Annotated in this window: 19 protein-coding genes and 1 pseudogene; 14 read left to right on the top strand and 6 right to left on the bottom strand. The window is 62.8% G+C overall.

Annotation, left to right across the window (positions count from 1 at the left end; translation table 11 throughout):
• Positions 1-150: 150 nt before the first annotated feature.
• Both QZY67_RS08790 and rbr read left to right on the top strand, forming a co-directional pair.
• On the top strand, positions 151-1,365 hold the full coding sequence (locus tag QZY67_RS08790) for an NADP-dependent isocitrate dehydrogenase (RefSeq protein ID WP_295369756.1): 1,215 nt from the start codon (positions 151-153) through the stop codon (positions 1,363-1,365).
• A gap of 125 nt (positions 1,366-1,490) precedes the next feature.
• Positions 1,491-2,096: a rubrerythrin gene (rbr, locus tag QZY67_RS08785; protein ID WP_295369755.1), complete on the top strand. Its 606-nt coding sequence runs from the start codon at positions 1,491-1,493 to the stop codon at positions 2,094-2,096.
• 44 nt (positions 2,097-2,140) lie between these two features.
• On the opposite strand, the gene QZY67_RS08780 is transcribed toward rbr, so the two are convergent.
• Genes QZY67_RS08780 through QZY67_RS08770 form a run of 3 tightly spaced genes read right to left on the bottom strand, consistent with a single transcriptional unit; the run spans position 2,141 to position 4,164 of the window.
• Complete coding sequence (locus tag QZY67_RS08780; RefSeq protein WP_366448960.1) at positions 2,141-2,713, bottom strand: HD domain-containing protein; 573 nt, start codon at positions 2,711-2,713, stop codon at positions 2,141-2,143.
• The gene (locus tag QZY67_RS08775) at positions 2,709-3,569 is read right to left on the bottom strand and encodes an aldo/keto reductase (RefSeq protein ID WP_295369754.1); all 861 of its coding nucleotides are present in this window, start codon (positions 3,567-3,569) and stop codon (positions 2,709-2,711) included. Before QZY67_RS08775 ends, QZY67_RS08780 begins: the two co-directional genes overlap by 5 nt.
• A gap of 52 nt (positions 3,570-3,621) precedes the next feature.
• On the bottom strand, positions 3,622-4,164 hold the full coding sequence (locus QZY67_RS08770) for an HD domain-containing protein (RefSeq protein ID WP_295369753.1): 543 nt from the start codon (positions 4,162-4,164) through the stop codon (positions 3,622-3,624).
• Positions 4,165-4,572: 408 nt separating this feature from the next.
• Here QZY67_RS08770 and QZY67_RS08765 point away from each other — a divergent pair, with 408 nt between their 5' ends.
• The 6 genes from QZY67_RS08765 to QZY67_RS08740 all read left to right on the top strand — a co-directional run bounded on the left by QZY67_RS08765 (position 4,573) and on the right by QZY67_RS08740 (position 11,070).
• Positions 4,573-6,183 carry a CTP synthase gene (locus tag QZY67_RS08765; protein WP_295369752.1) on the top strand — a complete coding sequence of 537 codons (1,611 nt, stop codon included), beginning with the start codon at positions 4,573-4,575 and terminating at the stop codon, positions 6,181-6,183.
• Between the two features lie 209 nt (positions 6,184-6,392).
• Complete coding sequence (locus QZY67_RS08760) at positions 6,393-7,076, top strand: DUF2461 domain-containing protein (RefSeq protein ID WP_295369751.1); 684 nt, start codon at positions 6,393-6,395, stop codon at positions 7,074-7,076.
• Between the two features lie 78 nt (positions 7,077-7,154).
• Complete coding sequence (locus tag QZY67_RS08755) at positions 7,155-7,916, top strand: polysaccharide deacetylase family protein (protein ID WP_295369750.1); 762 nt, start codon at positions 7,155-7,157, stop codon at positions 7,914-7,916.
• Between the two features lie 210 nt (positions 7,917-8,126).
• On the top strand, positions 8,127-8,768 hold the full coding sequence (locus QZY67_RS08750) for a helix-turn-helix transcriptional regulator (protein ID WP_295369749.1): 642 nt from the start codon (positions 8,127-8,129) through the stop codon (positions 8,766-8,768).
• 40 nt (positions 8,769-8,808) lie between these two features.
• Positions 8,809-10,227 carry a M20 family metallopeptidase gene (locus tag QZY67_RS08745; protein ID WP_366448959.1) on the top strand — a complete coding sequence of 473 codons (1,419 nt, stop codon included), beginning with the start codon at positions 8,809-8,811 and terminating at the stop codon, positions 10,225-10,227.
• A gap of 132 nt (positions 10,228-10,359) precedes the next feature.
• Positions 10,360-11,070: a hypothetical protein gene (locus tag QZY67_RS08740; protein WP_295369748.1), complete on the top strand. Its 711-nt coding sequence runs from the start codon at positions 10,360-10,362 to the stop codon at positions 11,068-11,070.
• Between the two features lie 119 nt (positions 11,071-11,189).
• Here QZY67_RS08740 and QZY67_RS08735 read toward each other — a convergent pair whose 3' ends face one another.
• From QZY67_RS08735 to QZY67_RS08725, 3 genes are all read right to left on the bottom strand, one after another.
• Positions 11,190-12,209, bottom strand: coding sequence for a hypothetical protein (locus tag QZY67_RS08735; RefSeq protein WP_295369747.1), 1,020 nt, complete (start codon positions 12,207-12,209; stop codon positions 11,190-11,192).
• Positions 12,210-12,227: 18 nt separating this feature from the next.
• Complete coding sequence (locus QZY67_RS08730; protein ID WP_295369746.1) at positions 12,228-13,670, bottom strand: MBOAT family O-acyltransferase; 1,443 nt, start codon at positions 13,668-13,670, stop codon at positions 12,228-12,230.
• 319 nt (positions 13,671-13,989) lie between these two features.
• Complete coding sequence (locus tag QZY67_RS08725; protein ID WP_295369745.1) at positions 13,990-15,063, bottom strand: acyltransferase; 1,074 nt, start codon at positions 15,061-15,063, stop codon at positions 13,990-13,992.
• Between the two features lie 203 nt (positions 15,064-15,266).
• Here QZY67_RS08725 and QZY67_RS08720 point away from each other — a divergent pair, with 203 nt between their 5' ends.
• The 6 genes and pseudogenes from QZY67_RS08720 to QZY67_RS11965 form a co-directional block, all read left to right on the top strand.
• On the top strand, positions 15,267-15,806 hold the full coding sequence (locus QZY67_RS08720; protein WP_295369744.1) for a hypothetical protein: 540 nt from the start codon (positions 15,267-15,269) through the stop codon (positions 15,804-15,806).
• A 76-nt stretch (positions 15,807-15,882) separates the two neighbouring features.
• A complete protein-coding gene (locus QZY67_RS08715; protein ID WP_295369743.1) occupies positions 15,883-16,515 on the top strand; it encodes a single-stranded DNA-binding protein in 633 nt (210 codons plus the stop codon).
• 405 nt (positions 16,516-16,920) lie between these two features.
• Positions 16,921-18,771: an LTA synthase family protein gene (locus QZY67_RS08710; protein ID WP_295369742.1), complete on the top strand. Its 1,851-nt coding sequence runs from the start codon at positions 16,921-16,923 to the stop codon at positions 18,769-18,771.
• A gap of 1,327 nt (positions 18,772-20,098) precedes the next feature.
• A complete protein-coding gene (locus tag QZY67_RS08705; protein ID WP_295369741.1) occupies positions 20,099-21,238 on the top strand; it encodes a LuxR family transcriptional regulator in 1,140 nt (379 codons plus the stop codon).
• Between the two features lie 102 nt (positions 21,239-21,340).
• The gene (locus QZY67_RS08700; RefSeq protein ID WP_295369740.1) at positions 21,341-21,589 is read left to right on the top strand and encodes a hypothetical protein; all 249 of its coding nucleotides are present in this window, start codon (positions 21,341-21,343) and stop codon (positions 21,587-21,589) included.
• A gap of 53 nt (positions 21,590-21,642) precedes the next feature.
• Positions 21,643-21,795: pseudogene (locus tag QZY67_RS11965) on the top strand (transcriptional regulator); the annotation flags it as partial.

Raw genomic sequence — 21,795 nt, 5'->3', positions numbered from 1 at the left:
AAGATATTATATTATATAGCAGACGGCGTGGAAAATCAAGGCGGCGGGCCGGAGGGGCGCCAAAGTCTTTTGCCGCTCCCACCTTGCGGAACAGGGGAAAAAAGGATATAATAACGCAAACGCGTTATCGCGGCAAAGGAGTGAAGCCTGATGGAGAAAATTAAGATGACCACCCCCCTGGTGGAGATGGACGGGGACGAGATGACCCGCGTCCTGTGGCAGCAGATTAAGGACGAACTGCTGCTTCCCTACATTGACCTGAAGACCGAGTATTACGACCTGGGCCTGCCCGAGCGGGAGAAGACCCGGGACCAGGTGACCATCGACTCCGCCGAGGCCACCAAGAAGTACGGCGTGGCCGTCAAGTGCGCCACCATCACCCCCAACGCCCAGCGGGTGGAGGAGTACAAGCTCACCGAGATGTGGAAGTCCCCCAACGGCACCATCCGCGCCATCCTGGACGGCACCGTGTTCCGCGCCCCCATCATGGTCAGGGGCATCTCCCCGGTGGTCAAGACCTGGAAGGAGCCCATCACCATCGCCCGTCACGCCTACGGCGACGTGTACAAGGGCACCGAGTACCGGGTGCCCGGCCCCGGCAAGGCCGAGCTGGTGTTCACCGATGAGAGCGGCAGGGAGCAGTTCCGTCAGACGGTGTATGACTTCGAGTGCGCCGGCGTGCTCCAGGGGCAGTACAACAAGGACAGCTCCATCTCCTCCTTCGCCCGCTCCTGCTTCCAGTACGCCATCGACACCAGGCAGGACCTGTGGTTCGCCACCAAGGACACCATCTCCAAGAAGTACGACCACACCTTCAAGGACATCTTCCAGGAGATCTACGACACCGAGTACAGGGCCAGGTTCGAGGAGCTGGGCATCGAGTACTTCTACACCCTCATCGACGACGCTGTGGCCCGTGTGGTCCGGTCCAAGGGCGGCTTCATCTGGGCCTGCAAGAACTACGACGGCGACGTGATGAGCGATATGGTGTCCACCGCCTTCGGCTCCCTGGCCATGATGACCTCCGTGCTGGTCAGCCCCGACGGCAAGTACGAGTACGAGGCCGCCCACGGCACCGTCACCCGCCACTACTACAAGTACCTGAAGGGGGAGGAGACCTCCACCAACCCGGTGGCCACCCTCTTCGCCTGGTCCGGCGCCCTCCGCAAGCGGGGCGAGCTGGACGGCAATGCCGGCCTGATGGCCTTCGCCGACAAGCTGGAGGCAGCCACCATCGCCACCATTGAGGGCGGCGTGATGACCAAGGATCTGGTGGGCCTGTGGGAGGGGGAGACCCCTGCCAGGGGCGTCACCTCCCTGGAGTTCCTCCGGGCCATCAAGGCCAATCTGGAGAAGAACCTGTAACCATGCAGAGAAAGCCTGCCCATCCCCTGAGAGCCGGGGGACGGGCAGGCTTTTTGCGCGGAGCGGCATAAAAGCGCGTCCGACGGGGCATCCTTTCCATATCCATGATAAGGGAGGCACTGCCTATGTCCGTTCCATTTGACAAGAGCCAGACCAGAGAAAACCTGATGCGGGCCTTTGCCGGAGAGAGCCAGGCCCGCAACCGCTATACCTTTGCCGCCGGTCTGGCCAGGAAAAATAATCTCCAGGTGCTTCAGGGCGTACTGCTCTTTACCGCCGGGCAGGAGGAGCAGCACGCAAAGGTGTATTATGACCTGCTGGAGCAGCTCTCAGGACAGACCATCCGGGTGGACGGCACCTATCCGGTGGATATTTTCCCCAACCTGCTCCGCCACCTCCGGGCTGCCCAGCACAATGAGTACCAGGAGTGGGAGAACGACTACGCCGCCTTCGCCAAAACGGCGAGGGAGGAGGGGTTTTCTGAGATCTCCCGTATTTTCTCCTCCATTGCCCAGGTGGAAAAGACCCACGGAGACCGCTTCGGCGCCTTTGCCGACCTGCTGGAGCAGGGAAAGCTCTTTGTCAGCGATGTGGAGTGCCGCTGGACGTGTCTCAACTGCGGCCACGTGGTGGAGGGGACCACGGCCCCGGCGGTCTGTCCCGTGTGCAAGCACCCCCAGGGCTACTTTATCCGCTGGGAGATGTCCCCCTACGCCGTGCCGCTGAAGTGATAAAAATACGGAGGCGTCTCGTCTGAGACGCCTCCGTATTTTGGTCAGGATATTGTGCCGGAGAGCTTCTCCTCCGTGTCCAGGCGCATCTGCTCCCGCAGGGCCTTCAGGAAGGAAAAGGGATCGGCGTTCTCCGCGCCGTAGGTGCGGTTGAGCGCATACTCCAGGGGAATCCAGGTCTCCAGCGGGGCCTCGTTGTGCTGGAGCACCGCCTCCATCCGGTCCAGGGCCTTGCAGACCTGGGCCTCGGGGGTCTCCAGCGCCTCCATCTCGGCGAACAGGGCCGCCAGCTCTCCCGAGAGGGGCTGGGGCAGGGAGGCCACCAGGCCGTCAATGGCCTTTGCCTCGGTGCGCTCATTGGCGGCGGTTTTCTCAAAGGTGGGGATGTCGCCGGTAATGGCCTCCCCCAGGTCGTGGATGAGGCACATCTTCAGCACCCTGTCCATATCCACGCCGGGAATCTGGTCCTTCAGCAGAAAGGCCATCAGGGCCAGCCGCCAGGAGTGCTCAGCCACTGACTCATGCCGCCAGCTGGAGGTATAGGAGTGGCGGGTATTGCACTTGAGCTTCTCGGCAGTGTGGAGAAAGTTCAGCAGTTCCTTGGGTTCCGTGTCAATTCACCTCCCCGGGCCGTACTCTGGGCCGGTCGGGGTGCTCCCCGGACCAGCCCGCCGGAGGCATAGCGTCGAGGGCGCCCATCTCCTCTTCCGTCAGGGAGAAGGAGAACAGATCCAGGTTCTCCGCCATCCGCTCCGGGCTGGAGGACTTGGGCAGGGGGAGCACGCCCCGCTGCAGGGCGAAGCGCAGGCAGATCTGGGCGGGGGACACGCCGTGCGCCTCCGCCAGCCGGGAGAGCAGAGGGTGGCCCGTCAGCCGGTTCCGGCCCAGGGGGCTCCAGGCCTCCACCAGAATGCCGTGGGCCTGGCAGAAGGCCACCGCCTCATCCTGGGCGTAGCCCGGGTGGAACTCCAGCTGGTCCACCATGGGAGCCACATTGGCGGAGGAGAGAAGGGGCTCCAGATGGTGGGGCAGGAAGTTGCTCACCCCGATGGCCCGCACCCGGCCCGACTCATACAGGCGCTCCAGGGCGCACCAGGTCTCCCGGTCCAGCCCGGCCCAGTCCTCCAGCTCCAGGTCCGGCCTGGGCCAGTGGATGAGGTAGAGGTCCAGATAGTCCGTGCCCAGCCGTTCCAGCGTGGCGTCAAAGGCCCGGAGGGCGGCGTCGCGGCCCATCTCGGTTTTCCACAGCTTGGAGGCGAGGAAAAAGTCCGACCGTGGCAGGCCGCTCTCCGCCACGGCCCGGCCCAGGGCGGCCTCAGTGCCGTAGAAGGAGGCGGTGTCAAAATGCCGGTATCCCTGCTCAATGGCGGCGGACAGGACGCCGCCGTCATCGCCGGTCTTGTAGGTGCCGAAGCCAACGGCGGGGACGGACACGCCGTTGGAGAGGACAAACTGCGCTGCGGGGCTGTGCATATGGTTTCCCCCTTTTCATTTGGAAAAAGGGTACCACAGAGGGAGGCAGAAGTCAACCGGCCTTCGCGGCGGCGGGGGCGGCCCGATCCGGCGCGGCCCCCAGCGCAGGGGCGGGGAGACGCCCGCCCCTGGTGAGCAGCGGCACCAGGCCCATCAGCTCGGCCAGGGCGCAGGCCTTGTCCATGCAGCTGACCACCAGGGACTCCCAGCGGCGGTAGAACCGGTTGAGGGGCAGGGGCCACATGTGGGTGGCAATGATGTCCCGCTCGGTGTCGTTGAGGACAAAGCGGGCCCCGGCGTTTTCCAGGGCGTAGAGCGGGTGGTTGAACACGTGGTCCCGGGCGGTGCGCAGGCTCCGGTCCTGCCAGTTGTAGAGAAACAGGTCGTGGAGCAGTCCGCCCCGGGCGGCCGAGCGGGCGTCCAGCCCCAGGGCGGCGCAGATGCGGAAGCTGGAGTAGGCCACCAGGCAGCAGTGGTCGTAGGTGCTCACCCCTTTGGCGTGCTGGGGGAGGAAGCGCATGGACTGCACGTCGGGGTGGGCCTCCAGATCGGCCACACAGGCCAGGTATTGGGCGGTGTATTTGAAATTCCACATGGTGCTCATACTCCTTTGTTCATCCGTTTCAGCATATAATCAGTATAGGAGAAAAAGTGAAAGAGAGGCTTTGCGTCACCTTACGATTTCCTTAAGACTTGCGCAAGGAGCCATAAACAAAAGGGAAATCTATCCTCAGTGTGCCACGCCGGAGGATGGACTGCCACCAGGGCGGCGTATGATCTGTGCAAGAATCCGGTAAAATAGGCCCGATAGAAAATTGAACCTTCTGTCTTGACGGGAGCGGGGAAGAGCGAGTAAAATAAAACGTACCGGACAGCCTGGGTACAGTGTACCAGGGCTGTTTTGCTTTTTGTGCGGGTATGGAAAAAAACAGAATAGAAGAGACAGGGGCAAGGGCGTCCCGGGACAATGGGGTCCCATCTGCAAGATGGGAGGAATTGTAGTATGGCAGTGAAGTATATTTTTGTCACCGGAGGCGTGGTCTCCGGGCTGGGGAAGGGCATCGCGGCGGCGTCCCTGGGACGGCTGCTCAAGCAGCGGGGCCTGCGGGTGGCCCTTCAGAAGTTCGACCCCTACCTGAATGTGGACCCGGGCACCATGAATCCCTACCAGCACGGCGAGGTGTTCGTCACCGACGACGGCGCCGAGACCGACCTGGACCTGGGCCACTATGAGCGCTTTACCGATGAAAACCTAACCGTCAACTCCTCGGTCACCTCGGGCAAGGTGTACTGGACCGTGCTGAGCCGGGAGCGGAGCGGGGACTACCTGGGGGGCACTATCCAGGTCATCCCCCACATTACCGACGAGATCAAGAGCCGGATCTACCGGGTGGGCCGGTCGGAGGAGGTGGACGTGGTCATCACCGAAATCGGCGGCACCGTGGGCGACATCGAGTCCCAGCCCTTCCTGGAGGCCATCCGCCAGGTGGGCCAGGAGGTGGGCCGACAGGACGTGATGTACCTCCACGTGTCCCTTATCGTGTCCATCCCGGGTACCGGGGAGCTGAAGAGCAAGCCCACCCAGCACTCGGTGAAGGAGCTGCTGGGCCTGGGTATCCAGCCCGACGTGATTCTGGCCCGGAGCGACAGCCCGGTGCCCCGTGACCTGCGGGAGAAGATCGCTCTCTTCTGCAACATTGCCCCGGAGAATGTGATCCCAAATCTGACCGCACCCATCCTCTATGAGGTGCCCCTCATGCTGGAGCAGGAGGGCCTGGCCCGGGCGGTTTGCCGCCGTCTGGACCTGGGGGATACCGCCCCCGACCTGGCCGAGTGGAGGGCCATGGTAGAGCGGGCCAAGCACCCGGCGGGCACTGTGCGCATCGCCCTGGTGGGCAAGTATGTGGCCCTCCACGATGCCTATCTGTCGGTGGCGGAGGCCCTCACCCACGGCGGCATTGAAAACGGCGTGAAGGTGGACATCAAATGGGTGGACGCCGAGCAGGTCACCGACGAGAACGCGGCAGAGCTGCTGCAGGACTGTGACGGCATCCTGGTGCCCGGCGGCTTCGGCAGCCGCGGCGTGGAGGGCAAAATCTCCGCCATCCGGTACGCCCGGGAGAACAACGTGCCCTTTCTGGGCATCTGCCTGGGCATGCAGATGGCGGTGGTGGAGTTTGCCCGCCATGCAGCCGGTCTCACCGGCGCCCACTCCGCCGAGCTGGACCCGGCAACCCCCTATCCGGTCATCGCCCTGATGGACGAACAGCGGAATGTGACCGAAAAGGGCGGCACCATGCGTCTGGGGGCCTACCCCTGCCGCCTGACCCCAGAGAGCACCAAAATCCGAAAGGCCTACGGTCAGGAGATGATCTCCGAGCGGCACCGCCACCGCTACGAATTCAATAACGAGTACCGGGATACTCTGACCGCCAAGGGGCTGGCGCTCTCAGGCCTGTCCCCAGACGGCAGCCTGGTGGAGACGGTGGAGCTGCCCGGCCACCCCTGGTTTGTGGGCGTGCAGTACCACCCGGAGTTCAAAAGCCGTCCCAACAAGGCCCACCCGCTGTTTCGGGACTTTGTGGCCGCGGCGAAAGAGAAGAGAGGGAGCTAAGGTACCGGCGCGGGACGGCTTATGTCAGCCCCGAGCGGTTCCGGCGGAGCCGGGAGCGAGTGGGGACAGAGAAAGAGGCGGCCGGCCGCCTCTCGTCCCAACAAGGCCCACCCGCTGTTCCGGGACTCTGTGGCCGCGGCGGCAAAAGGAAATTAACCATAATAAAATTATGAAAACCAAGTCAACCGGGAAGAGAAAGGAGAACGCCTGTGTTCGAGGGCTTCAGCGACAAAACGGTAGATTTTATGTGGGGCATCCGCTTCAACAACGAGAAGACCTGGTTTGAGGCCCACAAGGAGGAGTACCTCACCCACTTCTACAACCCCATGCGGGAGCTGGGGCGGCAGGTGTTCGACGACATGACGCAGCGACACGGGGACCTGGGGCTGGTGCTCAAGGTGTCCCGCATCTACCGGGATGCCCGGCGGCTCCACGGCCGGGGACCCTATAAGGACCACCTGTGGCTGTCCATGGAGCACCCGGGCGGCGAGGAGTGGACGGGCCGCCCGGTGTTCTGGTTCGAGCTGGCCCCCGAGTCCTGGAGCTACGGCCTGGGCTACTGGTGTGCAGGCGCCCTGACCATGGCCAAGTTCCGTGCCCGGCTGGACCGGGACCCCAAGCCCTTTGAGAAGCTGGTGAGGGCCTTCAACAAGCAGGACCTCTTTGTGCTGGAAGGGGAGGAGTACAAGCGCCCCAAGGGGCAGACCACCCCGCTGCTGACCCCCTGGTACAACCGGAAGGGGCTGGTGCTCTCCCGGGAGTGCGACAACGGCGGCGTGCTCTTCACGCCGGAGCTGCCCCAGGTGCTGGTGGACGGATACAGCTTCCTCCTGCCCTACTACCGCTACTTTATCTCTCTGGAGGGAGACCCCGACCCCAGGGACGGACAGTAAACAAGAAAAAATTGCATCACAAAAAAAGCCCGCCGCCGCACATACTGTCTTTGAACAGACAGAAAGGCGGCGGACGGGATGGAAAACAGGCGGTGCAGGCGAAAACTTGCTCTTTTGAGCGGCGCGGCGGTCCTGGCGCTGGCCCTTATGGCGGGGGCTGCGCTGAGGGCCGCTTTGCCTGCCGCCGTCACGGCGGAGGGAGCGGCTCAGGTGCCAGTGCTGTCCGAAGACGGGGAGCAGAAGCTCATTGCCCTCACCTTTGACGACGGCCCCCGCCGCTCCACCACCACCGCCCTGCTGGACGGATTGGCTCAGCGGGGCGTCCATGCCACCTTCTTCCTCATCGGCGCCCAGGTGGAGGGCAACGAGGACATTGTCCGCCGCATGGAAAAGGAGGGGCACCAGATTGGCATCCACACCTATGACCATGTGAAGCTGACCGGCCTGAGCCGGGCGGATTTTGACGCCCAGGTGGGCCGCACCCGGGACCTGCTGGCCGGGATTCTGGGGCGCCGGGATTTCCTCCTCCGGCCGCCTTACGGCATGACGGACGCCTCGGTCAAGGCCTGGGCGGAGAGTCCCATCATCATCTGGTCCATTGATCCGGAGGACTGGCGGGACCAGAACGCCCCCCGGGAGGTGGCGGAGGTGACGGCCCAGGCCAGGGACGGGGCCATTGTCCTCATGCACGATATCTTCCCCGCCTCGGTGGACGCCGCCCTTCAGATTGTGGACCAACTCCACGCCCAGGGCTATCTCTTTGTCACGGTGGAGGAGCTGTTTGCCGCCCGGCATATCCAGCTGGAGGCGGGAAAAAGCTATTCCAACGCCTATCCGTAAGCATATTCTAACCATTTCAGGCCTGGCGCCTCCTGAATTTCGGCGGCGCCAGGCCTGTCTTTGACACAAAAACACTCCAAACACAGGGCACAGAGGCGCGGTCCGCAAATCCCTTGCATTTTTCGCCCCTGGGAGGTACAATATTGATGCTTTAGCGATAAAATGCGGCAGGCTGACCGCCGCCCCAATTCCCCGGAGGGAGGAACCGCAATGACGCGGGAAGAAGCTTTTGAATTTTTGGATCGGACCGCCCGGGGCATTGCGGAGATGTTCGGCGGCTCCTGCGAGACCCTGGTCCACGACATGGGGGACCCGACCCACCCCATTTTGTCCATCTATAACGGGCATATCTCCGGGCGGACCGTTGGCTCCACCATGGACATTCTGGGCACGGACCTGGCGCTGGATGAGACGGCGCTGGTGACCGACTTTGTCAACCTGTATGCCACCACCCCCAGCGGCCAGCAGATCAAGAGCAGCACCTTCCACCTCATCGGGGACGGGTACAACCTGGCCTTGGGCATCAATTTTGATTACACCTCCCTGGTGTATGCCAACCGGATCCTGGTGGACCTGATGAGCGCCGAGGCCGACCTCCAGAGCGCCATGTGGCGGGGCGGGGACAGCCAGCTCTCCGCCATCTTTGACGAGTGCGTCAGCGCCGTGGGCAAGCCGGTGTCCGCTCTGACCAAAAAGGACCGGATGAAGATCATCGCCCTTCTGGACCAGAAAAACGCCTTCTCTTTCCGCAAGTCGGTGCCCTTTGTGGCACGGCGGCTCCAGGTGTCCCGGTACACGGTGTACAAATACCTGGGGGAGCTGAGCGGCGGCGGAGAGGAAGAGGAGAAATAGACCCATATCCGGCCGGGCCGGAGACAAGGAGGAACTTTTTATGATGAAATATGAGGAGCAGATTCGCGCCTATTTTGACGACCCCGCCAAGCAGCGGGAGCTGGTGGCGGCGGTGTGCCGTCTGGTGTCCATCCGCAGCGTGCGGGGAGAGGCCCAGCCGGGCATGCCCTTCGGTGAGGGTCCTGCACGGGCTCTGGACGAGGCCCTGAAGCTGTGCGATGAGCTGGGCTTTGCCACCCAGAACCACGACGGCTACGTGGGCACCGCCGAGCTCAACGACAAGGACACCATTCTCCACATTCTGGCCCACATGGACGTGGTGGGCGAGGGCAAGGGCTGGGACACCGACCCCTACGGCCCTGTGGAGAAGGACGGCGTGCTCTACGGCCGCGGCGTGGCCGACGACAAGGGCCCTGCCGTGGCGGCCCTCTTTGCCATGAAGTGCGTGAAGGACCTGGGCATTCCGCTCAACCACTCCGCCCGCATGATCCTGGGCACCGACGAGGAGTCCGGCTCCGAGGACATCGCCCACTACTACGCCACCGAGCCCTACGCCAAGTATACTTTCTCTCCCGACGCTGATTTCCCCGTCATCAACATCGAGAAGGGCCACTATCACCCCGACTTCGGCGGCACCTGGGCCAAGGCTGAGGTTCTGCCCCGTGTGACCGGCCTGAAGGGCGGCTTCCGCACCAACGTGGTGCCCCCCGAGGCCGAGGCTGTGGTGGCAGGCGTGTCCGCCGCCGACGTGGAGGGCGCTGCCCGTCAGACCGCTGAGGAGACCGGCGCCGCCTTTACCGTGGAGGAGGCCGACAGCGGCGTCCGCGTCCACTGCGCGGGCAAGAACGCCCACGCCGCCAGCCCGGACGGCGGCAACAACGCCATCACCGCTCTGCTGACCCTGCTGGACCGTCTGCCTCTGGCCGACTGCGGCAGCACCGCAGCCATCAAGTCCATGCACACCCTCTTCCCCCACGGGGACACCAGAGGCAAGGCCCTGGGCATCGCCCAGGAGGATGAGCTGTCCGGCCCCCTGACCCTGAACCTGGCCCTCATGACCCTGGACGAGACCGGCTTCAGCGCCAAGTTTGACGTGCGCTTCCCCATCTGCGCCAACGAGGACAACTGCAAGAAGGCCTGCGAGGCCTCCTTTGCCGCCCACGGCATCTCGGTCACCGGCGACGGGGACATGACCACCGTCCACCACACCGACGCCAACTCCCCCTTTGTCCGCACCCTGCTGACCTGCTATGAGAACTACACCGGCGTGAAGGATGCCAAGCCCCTGGCCATCGGCGGCGGCACCTACGTCCACGACATCCCCGGCGGAGTGGCCTTCGGCTGCGAGCTGCCCGGCTCCGATCCCCGGATGCACGGCCCCAACGAGCGCATCCCCGTGGCCGACCTGGTGCTCTCCTGCAAGATCTTTGCCCAGGCCATCGCCGAGCTGTGCGGCTGAGAAGCCACTCAGCCGGGAAAGAAGCCCATTCCCCGTCCCGCGCATAGACAGAGCGGAGCACTCCGGCCTGCCTGAAGCGCCGGAGCCTCCCTCTGGATAGCTGTACTGATACAGAGAATGGAGGAACCGAGAATGAAGAAACTGCGCAAGCCCGCCCTGCTCACCCTGGCCCTGTCCCTTGTCCTGTGCCTGACCGGCTGCGGCCTCTTCGGCGGCGGCGTCACCGAGGAGACTGCGGTGGACTACGTCAAAGCCCAGATGGACGTGATCTACAAAGGCGAGTACCAGGGCTACCTGGACCTGGTGGCCGACTCCACCCAGGAGGAGTGCCAGGAGGCCTATGACAGCAAGATGACCAGCGAGGCGGAGTATCTGATGGGCCTGCTGGCCATCGAGTACCCCACCGAGGAGCTGACCGCCCGCTTTGCCGACCTCTACCGGCAGATCTTCGCCAAGGCGGACTACACCGTCCAGGAGGCCAGCAGGATGGAGGACGGCAGCTACTCCGTCAAGGTGGTGGTGAAGCCCATCGACATCATCGACCAGCTCAACGAAGCCTGGGATGACTTCAGCGAGGACTTTGAGGCCAGGTACGCCGACGTGGACGTGGAGTCCATGACCGACGACGAGTATGCCGACTGGTATGTGAATACATACGATGCCGACTACGGCCAGAGCCTGGCCGATCTGCTGGAGTCCCTGATCCCCTCCCTGGGCTACATGGAGGAGACCTCCATCCTGGTGCAGGTTCAGCCCGACGAGGACGGCTACTACTACCTGAGCGAGGACGACTTCGCCAACCTGGACTGGCTGGTAGTCTACTACGACAGCCTGGGCACCTGAAAAAGAGAAAGAGAAGGCCGCGCTGTTTCCAAAAGAAACAGCGCGGCGTTTTTATGTGCGGAGGCGGACAGAGCAGGAGAGCAGCAGGGAGGCAGAGCCGGGCAGCCGCTCCTGGTGGCTCAGTTTTTTAGATAGTCCTCCCACCACTGGGCCGATTCCTGCCAGTGGGCGGCGTTGCCGGCAGTCTGTTCCCGGGGGACCAGGCCCGCCTCTTCGGTCAGGTACTCCCCCAGCCAGGCGGAGAAGACGGCCGCGCCGTCCTGGTTCAGGTGGCCGCCGTCGTAGAGATGGGCGGTGGGCACCAGCCCAATCTCCTCAAACATCTCGCTCCAGTTGCAGAAGATCACATTCTCGTCCAGGGCCTGAATCTCCCGGCCGATGCGCTCATAGGTCTCCTGGGTGCAGCGGGTGTAGGTGGGGTTGAAGGTGATGATGGGGGTGGCCCCGTGCTCAGCGCACAGGTCCAGGATTTTAGACAGCCAGGACAGGTTGGCGGCGTAGTCCTCATCGGAGACCTCACGGTCGGCCACATAGGGCGCCTCGCCCACGCCCTCCTTTACCTCGTCAATGGCGGTGAAGCCCTTCAGGTAGTCCCGCTGGATGGGGAACAGGGCCCGCCTGATGTCCCCCGGGCGGATCTCCGGCCACCGGCCGTGGTAGAACCACAGGTCAAAGAGCAGTCCGGTGCGCAAATCCGGCTCAGCGGCGGTGAAGATGGCCCCCAGCTTGTTGGGGGAGAAGGGCATCAGGTCGATGTTGAGCTGGGTGTAGTTCTGGTACCGGGCGAAGAAGAGAGAGGTGGCCTCCAGCACCACGGCGGAGGGGGACTGGGTCTGAAAGACCTCCTTCAGGTACCAGTAGGTGATGGACAGGGTCTGCTCCGAGCCCGCCATCACGTACCCCGTCAGGCCGGAGTTGTCGTAGACGATGGACGGGTTGAAGTCGCAGTAGGCGTAGGAGCTGCCCAGATAGATGACGTCCAGGCTGTCCTCCGGCTCAGCCCGGAAGGCGCTCCAGGTGGAGCCGTAGTCCGTGTGGGCCGGGCGGAGCACGTCGGAGGCGAAATTGAGCAGCAGTGCGGTAATGAGCAGGAAAACCGCGGCCAGCGGCAGTTCCCTGCGGAGAAAACGAGATTTCAAGCCGGGTCCTCCTTCCGGTCAGAAGCTGAAGCCATAGATAAAGGACTGGGCGTCGTACCCGGCGCCGTAGCTGCCCAGCACCACGCAGGAGAAGAGCAGGAACCACAGCACCAGCCACCGCACCGGCCGGGGGGCGGCCAGGTAGTCGGCGGTAATGTCGTGGTTGACAGAGCGCAGGTCCACCGCCAGCAGAACAATAAGGCCGAAGAGGGCCGCCAGCAGCTCCCAGCGGTCCAGGCCCATGCTGGTAAAGACCCACAGGGGGCCGTGGAGCATGCCGGAGAGCATGTCCAGCCCGATGGAGACCGACCCGGCCTTGAAGAACACAAAGGCCGCCGTGGAGAGCAGGAAGGTGCACAGAATCTGCCACAGACGCAGGGGCCAGCCGTCCTCCTTCAGGCGGAGGACGCGGTGGAGGCGTCCCCGCAGAGAGGCGGTGACGCCTCCAATGACCTGATAAAGGCCGTTGAGCACGCCCCACACCACAAAGGTCATGGCCGCGCCGTGCCACAGCCCGCTGACGGCAAAGACAATGAGCACGTTCAGGTACTTCCGGGCCGTGCCCTTCCGGGAGCCGCCCAGGGGGATATAGAGGTAATCCCGGAACCAGAAGGACAGCGACATGTGCCACCGCCGCCAGAACTCCGCGATGGAGCGGGAGAAGAAGGGGGTGCGGAAGTTCTCCAGCAGGGAGAAGCCCATGGCCCGGGCGGTGCCCAGGGCCATATCGGAGTAGGAAGAGAAGTCGCAGTAGAGCTGGAGGGAGAAGGCCACGGCGGCCCCCGCCAGCTGGAGGGCGCCGAAGTCCTGGGGCGCGGTGAAGATGGTGTTCACCAGCACGGCCAGCCGGTCGGCCAGCACCAGCTTCTTGAACGCGCCCCACAGGAACCGGAACAGCCCGGCCCGGAACTCGTCCCAGTCAAACCGGTGCTCCGCCTTGAACTGGGGCAGCAGCTGGTCCGCCCGGGCGATGGGGCCGGAGACAATCTGGGGGAAGAAGGAGAGGAACAGGGCGTAGAGAAGCAGATCCCGCTCCGCCGGCACCTTGCCCCGGTACACGTCGATGACGTACCCCATGGCCTGGAACAGGTAGAAGGAGATGCCCACCGGCATCAGAATGTCCAGCACCGGGGCCGAGAAGGAGAAGCCCAGGGCAGACAGGGCCTGCCCGGCCAGGGAGAGGGCAAAGTTCAGGTACTTGAACACAAAGAGCAGCAGGCCCAGGATTACCAGGCAGGCCGCCAGAGTCCCCTTGCTTCTGCTCCGCTCCAGCAGCCGCCCGGTGAGGTAGGACGCGGCGATGGTGAAGAGCAGGAAGGTAAGGTATATGGGCTTGGCGCACAGGTAGAAAAACCAGCTGGCCAGCAGCAGCCAGGGGTTGCGGGCCCGCCGGGGCAGCAGGAAAAAGACCAGCGCCGTCACAGGGAAGAAGCAGAAGAACTGGGGCGTGAGAAAGGTCACGGAGTCACCGCCTTTTCAAAAAGTAGGTACTATATTTTAATGCGTATTGAGCAAAGCCGAAAGCCTTGAAAGGCAAAGCTTTCAAGGCCATTTGGCTTTGTTCAAGTGCAAGGGTTTTGGACGAAATGGTCTAAAACCCTTGCACTTTCCGCTGGTGCATCTCAACACACCAGCGGAAATACGCATTGCAATAATGGCTGAATTCCATAAAAGCGGCTCAAAGGAGCCGTTTTATGGAATTACGCGGCTACCGCCGCGCGAATAAACCGATTGGCGGTTTATTCAGCAGCCATTATTTTAGCCGATACGGCGGGGAAAGTCAATTTACCGGCGCGCCGCGGCCGGCCCGGAGGCGGCCGATGGCACGCTCGCCTGCACGGAAGATCAGGCTGCGCACATAGTCCGCGCCGATGCCCACGGCGAAGATGGCCAGGCCGACGGCCAGAGCGCCTGCCAGACACAGGGGCGTGGAGAACTGGGCCAGAAAGGCGGTCCGGCCCGAGAGCAGGTGGGACCACACCAGCGGGTGGGCGTGGAGCAGATACGCGCCGAAGGAGAGCGGCGCACAGAAGGACATGGCCCGGGCCGCCGGGGCGGGCAGGGCGGGCAGGCGGCACAGGGCCAGGAACAGGCACAGGGCGGAGAGAAGCATGAGGGGAGAGGTGTAGGACAGGAGGGTCCCCCACTTGAAGAAGGGGCCGGGCAGGGACATACCGAAGGTCTTGCCCGCCAGGGCCAGCAGGGAGAAGCCGGCGTACCCGGTCAGCAGCAGCCAGGGCCGGGGCAGCCGGGCAGGGGGATGGAGCCGCAGGCAGCCGCCCAGCAGGTAGAGCACGGCCAGCCAGGCCACGCTGTACCCGCCCCGGGTGGAGAAAACTTCCTCCGGGGAGATAAAGTCGGCCAGGGAAAAGACGGCAATCAGCACAGCGGCCAGCCGTCCGGCAGCGGCGGGGGACAGGGCGGCGAGGGCGCTGTCCAGGAAGGGCATCAGCAGGAAGAGGGCGAAGTAGGCGCTGAAATACCAGTATGTGCCGTTGAGCACCGGGAACAGGGGGGCGATTATGTCCCGTACCCGGAGGGAGCCGGGGGCCAGCAGGCCGAACAGCGCCGTGAGCGCGGCGGAGTAGAACGCGGCCTGGAGCCAGAGGGAGCCCAGCCGGGAGAGGGAGTGCTTCCGTCCCACGCCCAGGTAGCCGCTGAGCAGGCCGTAGCAGTTCACCGCGCAGGAGCACAGGGCCTCCAGCCCCCAGAGGGCCCACCAGCGCAGGGAGCCGGGGGGCAGGGCGGCGAGCAGGCCGCCCGCGCCGCAGACGTGGAGCAGGACGACCATCAACATGGACACATTACGCAGGACGTCCAGGCCGGAGAGCCGGGTCTGTGTGGATTGTGACAAGGACATCGCCTCCCTGACATATTGTTGCCGGGGTTCTTCGGGGATGCTGCTTTCATCATAGGGAGGACGGGGGAGAATGTCAAGCCCTGGCGCGCTCTGCCTCTGCACACCAAAACTTTAACTTATTTTAATAAAAGCTCCATGGAAGAAATAAGATCTCTCTGCTATGCTTTGACTGCACCTGGAAAAGGAGGATATCTTCCATGGATCTGCTGCTCAATATACTGTTTATTGTTCTGTCCCTGCTGGCTGCGGCGGGAGTGGGGCTGCTGATTTTCTTCAAGCTCACGGTCAGCATCCGGGACAGCCGCCGCCGTCCGGCGGAGAAGCGGCTGGGGCAGGGGGCGCGGAAGGCCCTGCTCCTGTATCAGCCGTCCAACGGCAGGCGCAACGTGCCCCAGGCGGAGGCCCTGGCCGCCCGGCTGGCGGAGATGGGCTACGCCGTGACGGTGAACCACCCCTCGGAGGACCTGCCCTACGCCCCAGGAGACTATGACCTGCTGGTGTTCGGCACCCCCGTCTACATGGGCGAGACCGCCCGGCCCCTGCGCCGGTACCTGGAGAACCATCCCTTTACCGGCAAGCGGGTGCTGCTGTATGTGGATGGGCTGGATCTGGGGCACGCCCCCGAGCTGGAGGCGCTGAAAGAGCTGGTGCCCGCCGGAAATGAGCTTTACGCCGTCAAGGTGGCCCCCCGGGACCGGGAGGGGCTGCTGGCCTTTGCCGCGGAATACGGGGCCTGAGGGTATGGTCATAGCGGGGGACAAACCTGCATATATATCTCACATCCTGAGAAATGACACGGGAGTGTGGATTGGTATGCAGACAGACTGGAACGAGAACCATGCCTTCCTGCGGGGCGAGGCGGCGGCGGCGCCTGTGGTCTCCCACGAAAACCGGGGGGTCACCTACTGGACCTTTCCCCTGCGGGTGGAGCGCCTGTCCGGCGCGGAGGACCAGATCAACGTGGTGATCTCCGCCGGGCAGCTGGAGCAGTGCCCGGTGGAGCCGGGGACGGAGGTGGAGATCGAGGGGGAGGTCCGCTCCTTTAACAACAAGAGCGGCCGGGGCAGCCGGCTGGTCATCACCCTCTTCGCCCGCAGCCTGCGCCCGGCAGAGGGGGAGCACGCCAACGACCTGTCCCTGGCCGGAGTGCTGTGCAAGCCGCCGGTGCTCCGCCGCACCCCATTGGGGCGGGATATCTGCGACCTGATGCTGGCGGTGAACCGCCGGTACGGCCGGGCCGACTATCTGCCCTGCATCGTGTGGGGCTCCCTGGCGCAGCGGTGCGCCTCCCTCGGCGTGGGGGACGGGGTGCGGCTGGAGGGCCGGCTTCAGAGCCGGCAGTACATCAAGGTGGAGAACGGACAGAATCTGACCCGCACCGCCTTTGAGGTGTCGGTGATGAAGCTGGAGCCGGCCGGGGCAGCCATAGTGCCGGAGCAGGCCTGAAGGGCATCGGTCTGACAAGAAGGCAGAGACGGTCTCCCGCAGCGGGAGACCGTCACAGCTTGTCGAAAAATCTCCCAGAAGGGGAAGCCTCGCAGAGTTCCGTCAAGCCTCGCAGAGTTCCGTCATCCGCAGATGACGGAATCAAATGAAAATCCGTCATTTTCGGGGACATGCGCCTCGAAAATGACACTTCTCATGAAATTCTTGCCGACAATTTCATCAGAAATCGAGGTGAAAATTTCATGAAGCTCCTTCGAAAAAGTGGCGGAAGCCACTTTTTCGAAAGCCCAAGACGGTCTCCCGCAGCGGGAGACCGTTTTTGACAGAATCTGATTCCTGCGCTATAATAACACCTTACATTATAGCGACAGCGCCTTACATCCTGTTCCGGGGGAACTGATACAAATGAACCAACTGCTGAGACGAGAGAGAACATATCATGCCGGGCCGGAGCGGGGAGAAGGACATGCCGTCCTCACGGCCAGCCAGCTGCTGCCCCTGCTGGCGGTCCTGCTGCTCGCGCCCTTCACCGCCGTGTGGCTGATGCAGCTGGCCTACGGCGTACCGCCGTGGGCCATGCCGCTGCCTGCGGCAGCGGCAAATGCCCTCTGCATCGCCCTGATCTACTGGCCGCTCTGCGGCCTGACGGGACAGGTCTGGCTCTGCTGCTGCGGCGTCCATATCGCGGCGGGGCTGTGGGGCGCGGCCAACTGCTTTGTCAACCGCTTCCGGGGCACGCCCATTCTGCCCTGGGATTTCTCCGCCCTGGGCACCGCCGCCGATGTGGCGGGGAGCTACCAGTTTGTCCCCACCTGGCAGATGTGCCTGGCGGGAGCGCTGATGATCGCCCTGGTGTGCGCCCTGAGCCTGAAGCGGGTGCGGACCAGGCTCCGGCTGAAGAGCTGGAAGGGGCGGCTGGGCTGGCTGTGCGCCGGACTGGCCTGCCTGTGCTTCCTGATCCCCACCGGCCGGCTGGGGGAGCTGGGCGTGACCACCGACGTGTGGGACCCCGCCGGGTCCTACCGCACCGGCGGCTGCCTGGCCACGTTCCTGCGCAACACCGAGTTCCTGGAGGTGGACGAGCCGGCGGATACCTCTCCGGAGGGCGTGGACCGGCTCATGTCCCAGGCGTCGGGGCCGTCAGGGGCCGCGGACGCCCCGGAGCGGCCCAATGTGATCGCCATTATGAACGAGTCCTGGGCGGACTTTGAGTTCTTCGGCAATCTGGAGCTGAGCGAGAGCGTGGTGGACTATGTCAGCGGGCTGGACAACGCGGTGTTCGGCCACGCCTACGCCTCCGTGTTCGGCGCGGGCACCAGCGCCAGCGAGTTTGAGTTCCTGACGGGGAATTCCATGGCCTTTCTCCCCTCGGGGAGTATCCCCTACCAGCAGTATGTGCTCTCTCCCACCTATTCCCTGGCCTCCCTGCTGAAGGAGCAGGGCTACAGCACCCTGGCCTTCCATCCCGGTACCCGCGCCTCCTGGCAGCGGGACCGGGCCTATCCCCTGCTGGGCTTTGACAGCTACAAGTGCGGCGACGATATGAATGTGCCCCAGACCATGGAGCACGGCTATGTGAGCGACCAGTCGGACTTTGCACAGATCATATGGGAGCTGGAGCACAAGGAGGCGGGAGAACCGCTCTTCCTTTTCAACGTCACCATTCAAAACCACGGAGGCTATACCGTGGAGGACTACCCGGCAGAGGTGACGGTGGCCGATGAGCCGGGGAAGTACCCCATGGCCGAGCAGTACCTCACCCTGGCCAACAAGACCGACCAGGCCTTCCGGACGCTGATTGCGTACCTCTCCCGGCTGGACGAGCCCACCATCCTGGTTATGTTCGGAGACCACCAGCCCTCGGTGGAGCAGGCGTTCCTGGACAAAGCCTACGGCGTCACCCAGGCTGAGATGACCATGGAGCAGTACATGGGCAAGTACCAGGTGCCCTTTGTGGTGTGGGCCAACTACCCCCTCCCGGAGGAGGTGCCCCAGGTGACCAGTCTGAACTTCCTGGCCCTGTATGCGCTGCGCTGCGCCGGGCTGGAGGGGACAGCCTGGAACGATTTCCTCTGGGACGTGCAGGAGCGGCTGCCCGCCATGACCTTTGTGGGGTACACGGATGCCGGCGGCCATGCGTACAGCCACCTGGAGCAGAACGAATACACCGGCCTGATTGAGCAGTACCGGCAGGTGCAGTACAACAACCTCTTCGGCGGTGTGGACCGGCGGGAGCAGTATTTTTCCCTGAAATGACGGAGAGGGAAAGCGTAATATATTTTCGACTAAACTTTTTGAAAAAATTACCGTGCCCTGGCTTTTGCCGGGGCACGGTAATTTTTTCCCCGGGGTGGAGTGACCCACGGGGAAATACCTCCGCAGGATGCCGGGCGTATTTCGAACCGGGTATTCCCACGGAGCGATTGGGGAGGCATTCCCACCGGCATCACCCAGAACGTATTTCAATCCGCGCTCCCCGTATGGAGAGCGACCCGATTCCCGCCAGAGAGGGCTTCTAAATTCGCAGATTTCAATCCGCGCTCCCCGTGCGGGGAGCGACTGGCCGGGGCCGCAAGTCCCGTCCCGGCGCTGCCATTTCAATCCACACTCCCCGTGTGGGCAGCGACCTCCAGTTTGGCGGCATATCCCTTGCCAACGCGCCAATTTCAATCCACGTTCCCCATGTGGGGAGCGACAAATCGGGACGGTTCTTTATGCAGGGCCAGAGGACTGCCGGTTCGGCTCCCCGCGGGGCGGGAACCAAGTTTTGCAGCCTGCCCCACAGCCGTTCTATGGAGGCGCTGTTCTCTGTCCGGCAGCGGCCTGCTAAAGGCCTCTGTGTTCAGGAAACCGGCGTACACCAGGCAGGAGTAGAGCATGCGGGTAAAGAATATCTCTTCCGCCTCTGGTTTGCCTATAATATAGCACATGAAGAGTCCCATAAGCAGTACAATTCCAAGGGACGGCCATACTTTTTCTGCGCGGGCCGGGAAAAGGCTCCGCGCCAAACGGCCGGGCCAGGCTGCCGCCACCGATAAAAGCGGAGTGGAACACCGTGTCCGGCCGCCGTTTTGCGGTCTGGACGGCGGTGACAGATGAGATATGCTCCATCACATTCCGCGCCGGCGCCGTCAGTTCAAAAATTTGAATGCTGTTCTCGCCTCAAAAGAAGCGGGAGTAGTATTCATTTTAACTTTGAAATGATTTATGGTAGAATGAAGCAGACGGAAATGAGCTCACGCCAGCCTATCAGCTCTGTGAACGCTCCGCAGTGACGATGCAGCCTCCGCTGCTTGCGCCAACCGCCAGGGGACAGCGGGACCTGCGCTTTGACGGCTTCCCGGTTCGGATTCTGGAACTGAGGCCGCTTCGAATCGGGAAGACGGAACTTTTCCCGCACTGGCCGGCTCCGAAGCCTCGCACCCCAAGGAGTGCCCCTGGAGATAGTGATGACGCTGACGGCCTATCATTTTAAACCGGAGGACTTGAAGTGGGCCGTTCTGCCGGCGGCTAACTTTGACGCATGCTTCGGTGTCACAGGCATTTGCTCTCCGCCTTCCGGGACTTTCCCGACATTTCCCGAATGAAGGCACAATATGAGAAAGCCGCCGCCCTGATGACCGCGCCTTCCCAACTCTTCAACGAGCGTGAGCCGTACATATTCGGAACCACCTCCATGTGGTATCTCTTCTACCGCACGCCGGGGAAGATGATGGAGACGGCAGAGGAGCTGCGGGATATGCTGGAGGTCTACAATTCCCTCACCGGCAATCACGGCGCAGGGGCTTACGAGCTGTACATGGGGGAGGCCCTCAGCGTCCAGGGCCGCTTTGACGAGTCGGACATCTACGCCCACCGGGCTGCGATGCTGTCCGAGCAGTGGCACAACGCCTCCGTGACCTACGGCGCGGTCCTGCTGCTGGGCATCAACGCCATCTATCAGTCGGACATGATCTCCCTGCAGAAGGCCATCGAATACCTGGAAACAAAGGCTCTGGTCTGCCCATTTTTGCAGCACACCGCCATCAACACCCAGATGGCCGAGACGGTCCGCACCTATCTGCTGGGCCTCATGATGGAGCCGGACCGCTCCGCGGCCTGGGCCAGGGGTTCGGCGGATGTGCTGGGCGACCTCACCTTCACCAACTTCATGGCCAAGACCAACCGCATCGCCGACCTCATCCTGAAGAAGGAGTACAAGCGGGCAATCGCCAGCGTGGAAGCCTCTCTCCAGCTGGACAGCCGGCTCATCTCCCTCTCGACCCGGAACTTTATGTGTGTGGGACTGGCGCTGTGCTACCTGGCCATGGGGGCGATCCCCAGGGCGGCGGAATGGCTGGAAGAGTCCCTGTCCCTGGCGGAGCAGGACAAAAATTATACCTTCCTGGCCTGCTTCAGGAAATATTTGTCGGTATTGTTTTTGCTTCCATCCATAAAGAAGAAGCATTCCAAGACCATTGAAGAGATCAAGGCCCTGGAGATCCACTACACAAAAGCGGAGGAGAGCCGGATCTTCGCCATGCTGGAGAAGTACCCGGACCAGATGACGGAGCTCAGCGACCGGGAGCGGGAGGTGGCTCAGCTGGCGGTGGATGGCCTGCGCAACAAAGAGATCGCCCAGAGGCTTTTTATCTCTGAGGAGACTGTGAAAAGCCATATCAGAAGCATTTTCAACAAAACCAACATCGACCGCCGGAGCAAGCTGGTGAATCTGCTGAAATAGCCCCCAAAATCCCCCGTTCGGGGGATGTGGACAGCATGGGAACTCTGTATAATGAGCACAGAGTTCCCATGCTGTTGTTTTATTCAGGGAGGAGGTCGCACCATGGCTGTCACGGGAGTAACGCTCCAAGTGCTTCCCGGCTATCAGCTCAGGCTGTTTTTTCCCAATGGAAGCGAGGCGGTCATTAACATGAAGCAGCGGGTCCGCGCCATCCGGTTTGGGCGGTTGTCATCGTTGGAACTGTTTCAGACGGCCCGTTTGGTAGATGATGAGGTAGTATGGGACGACGGGACCTGCTACGTCCGCGCTTCCATCAGCGAACTGCTGGATTCCATGCAGATGGGCAGATAAGGAGAGGGAAAGATGAAAAAACGACTGTTGAGTTTGCTGCTTGTGCTCAGCCTGTGAGTGATGAAGTCGTGGAACTGCTGAAAAGTGAACGCTTCAATAACCGGCTACTGTGTGAGATTATCTCCCATGAAAAATTCAAGGAACTGCTGGCAGACGCAGAAATCTATGTGGACGGGATGGCAACCATGCGTTTCCATGACATGAAC

This window comes from uncultured Pseudoflavonifractor sp. (assembly GCA_904419835.1).
Taxonomy (GTDB): domain Bacteria; phylum Bacillota; class Clostridia; order Oscillospirales; family Oscillospiraceae; genus Pseudoflavonifractor.
Note: the sequence above shows the minus strand (reverse complement) of the source record. Positions and strands in the feature narration are given on the sequence as shown.

Coding starts and splice junctions, on each gene's coding strand:
- QZY67_RS08790 (WP_295369756.1), top strand. CDS start 151: ATGGAGAAAATTAAGATGACCACCCCCCTGGTGGAGATGGACGGGGAC.
- rbr (WP_295369755.1), top strand. CDS start 1,491: ATGTCCGTTCCATTTGACAAGAGCCAGACCAGAGAAAACCTGATGCGG.
- QZY67_RS08775 (WP_295369754.1), bottom strand. CDS start 3,569: ATGCACAGCCCCGCAGCGCAGTTTGTCCTCTCCAACGGCGTGTCCGTC.
- QZY67_RS08770 (WP_295369753.1), bottom strand. CDS start 4,164: ATGTGGAATTTCAAATACACCGCCCAATACCTGGCCTGTGTGGCCGAT.
- QZY67_RS08765 (WP_295369752.1), top strand. CDS start 4,573: ATGGCAGTGAAGTATATTTTTGTCACCGGAGGCGTGGTCTCCGGGCTG.
- QZY67_RS08755 (WP_295369750.1), top strand. CDS start 7,155: ATGGAAAACAGGCGGTGCAGGCGAAAACTTGCTCTTTTGAGCGGCGCG.
- QZY67_RS08750 (WP_295369749.1), top strand. CDS start 8,127: ATGACGCGGGAAGAAGCTTTTGAATTTTTGGATCGGACCGCCCGGGGC.
- QZY67_RS08745 (WP_366448959.1), top strand. CDS start 8,809: ATGATGAAATATGAGGAGCAGATTCGCGCCTATTTTGACGACCCCGCC.
- QZY67_RS08740 (WP_295369748.1), top strand. CDS start 10,360: ATGAAGAAACTGCGCAAGCCCGCCCTGCTCACCCTGGCCCTGTCCCTT.
- QZY67_RS08720 (WP_295369744.1), top strand. CDS start 15,267: ATGGATCTGCTGCTCAATATACTGTTTATTGTTCTGTCCCTGCTGGCT.
- QZY67_RS08715 (WP_295369743.1), top strand. CDS start 15,883: ATGCAGACAGACTGGAACGAGAACCATGCCTTCCTGCGGGGCGAGGCG.
- QZY67_RS08710 (WP_295369742.1), top strand. CDS start 16,921: ATGAACCAACTGCTGAGACGAGAGAGAACATATCATGCCGGGCCGGAG.
- QZY67_RS08705 (WP_295369741.1), top strand. CDS start 20,099: ATGAAGGCACAATATGAGAAAGCCGCCGCCCTGATGACCGCGCCTTCC.
- QZY67_RS08700 (WP_295369740.1), top strand. CDS start 21,341: ATGGCTGTCACGGGAGTAACGCTCCAAGTGCTTCCCGGCTATCAGCTC.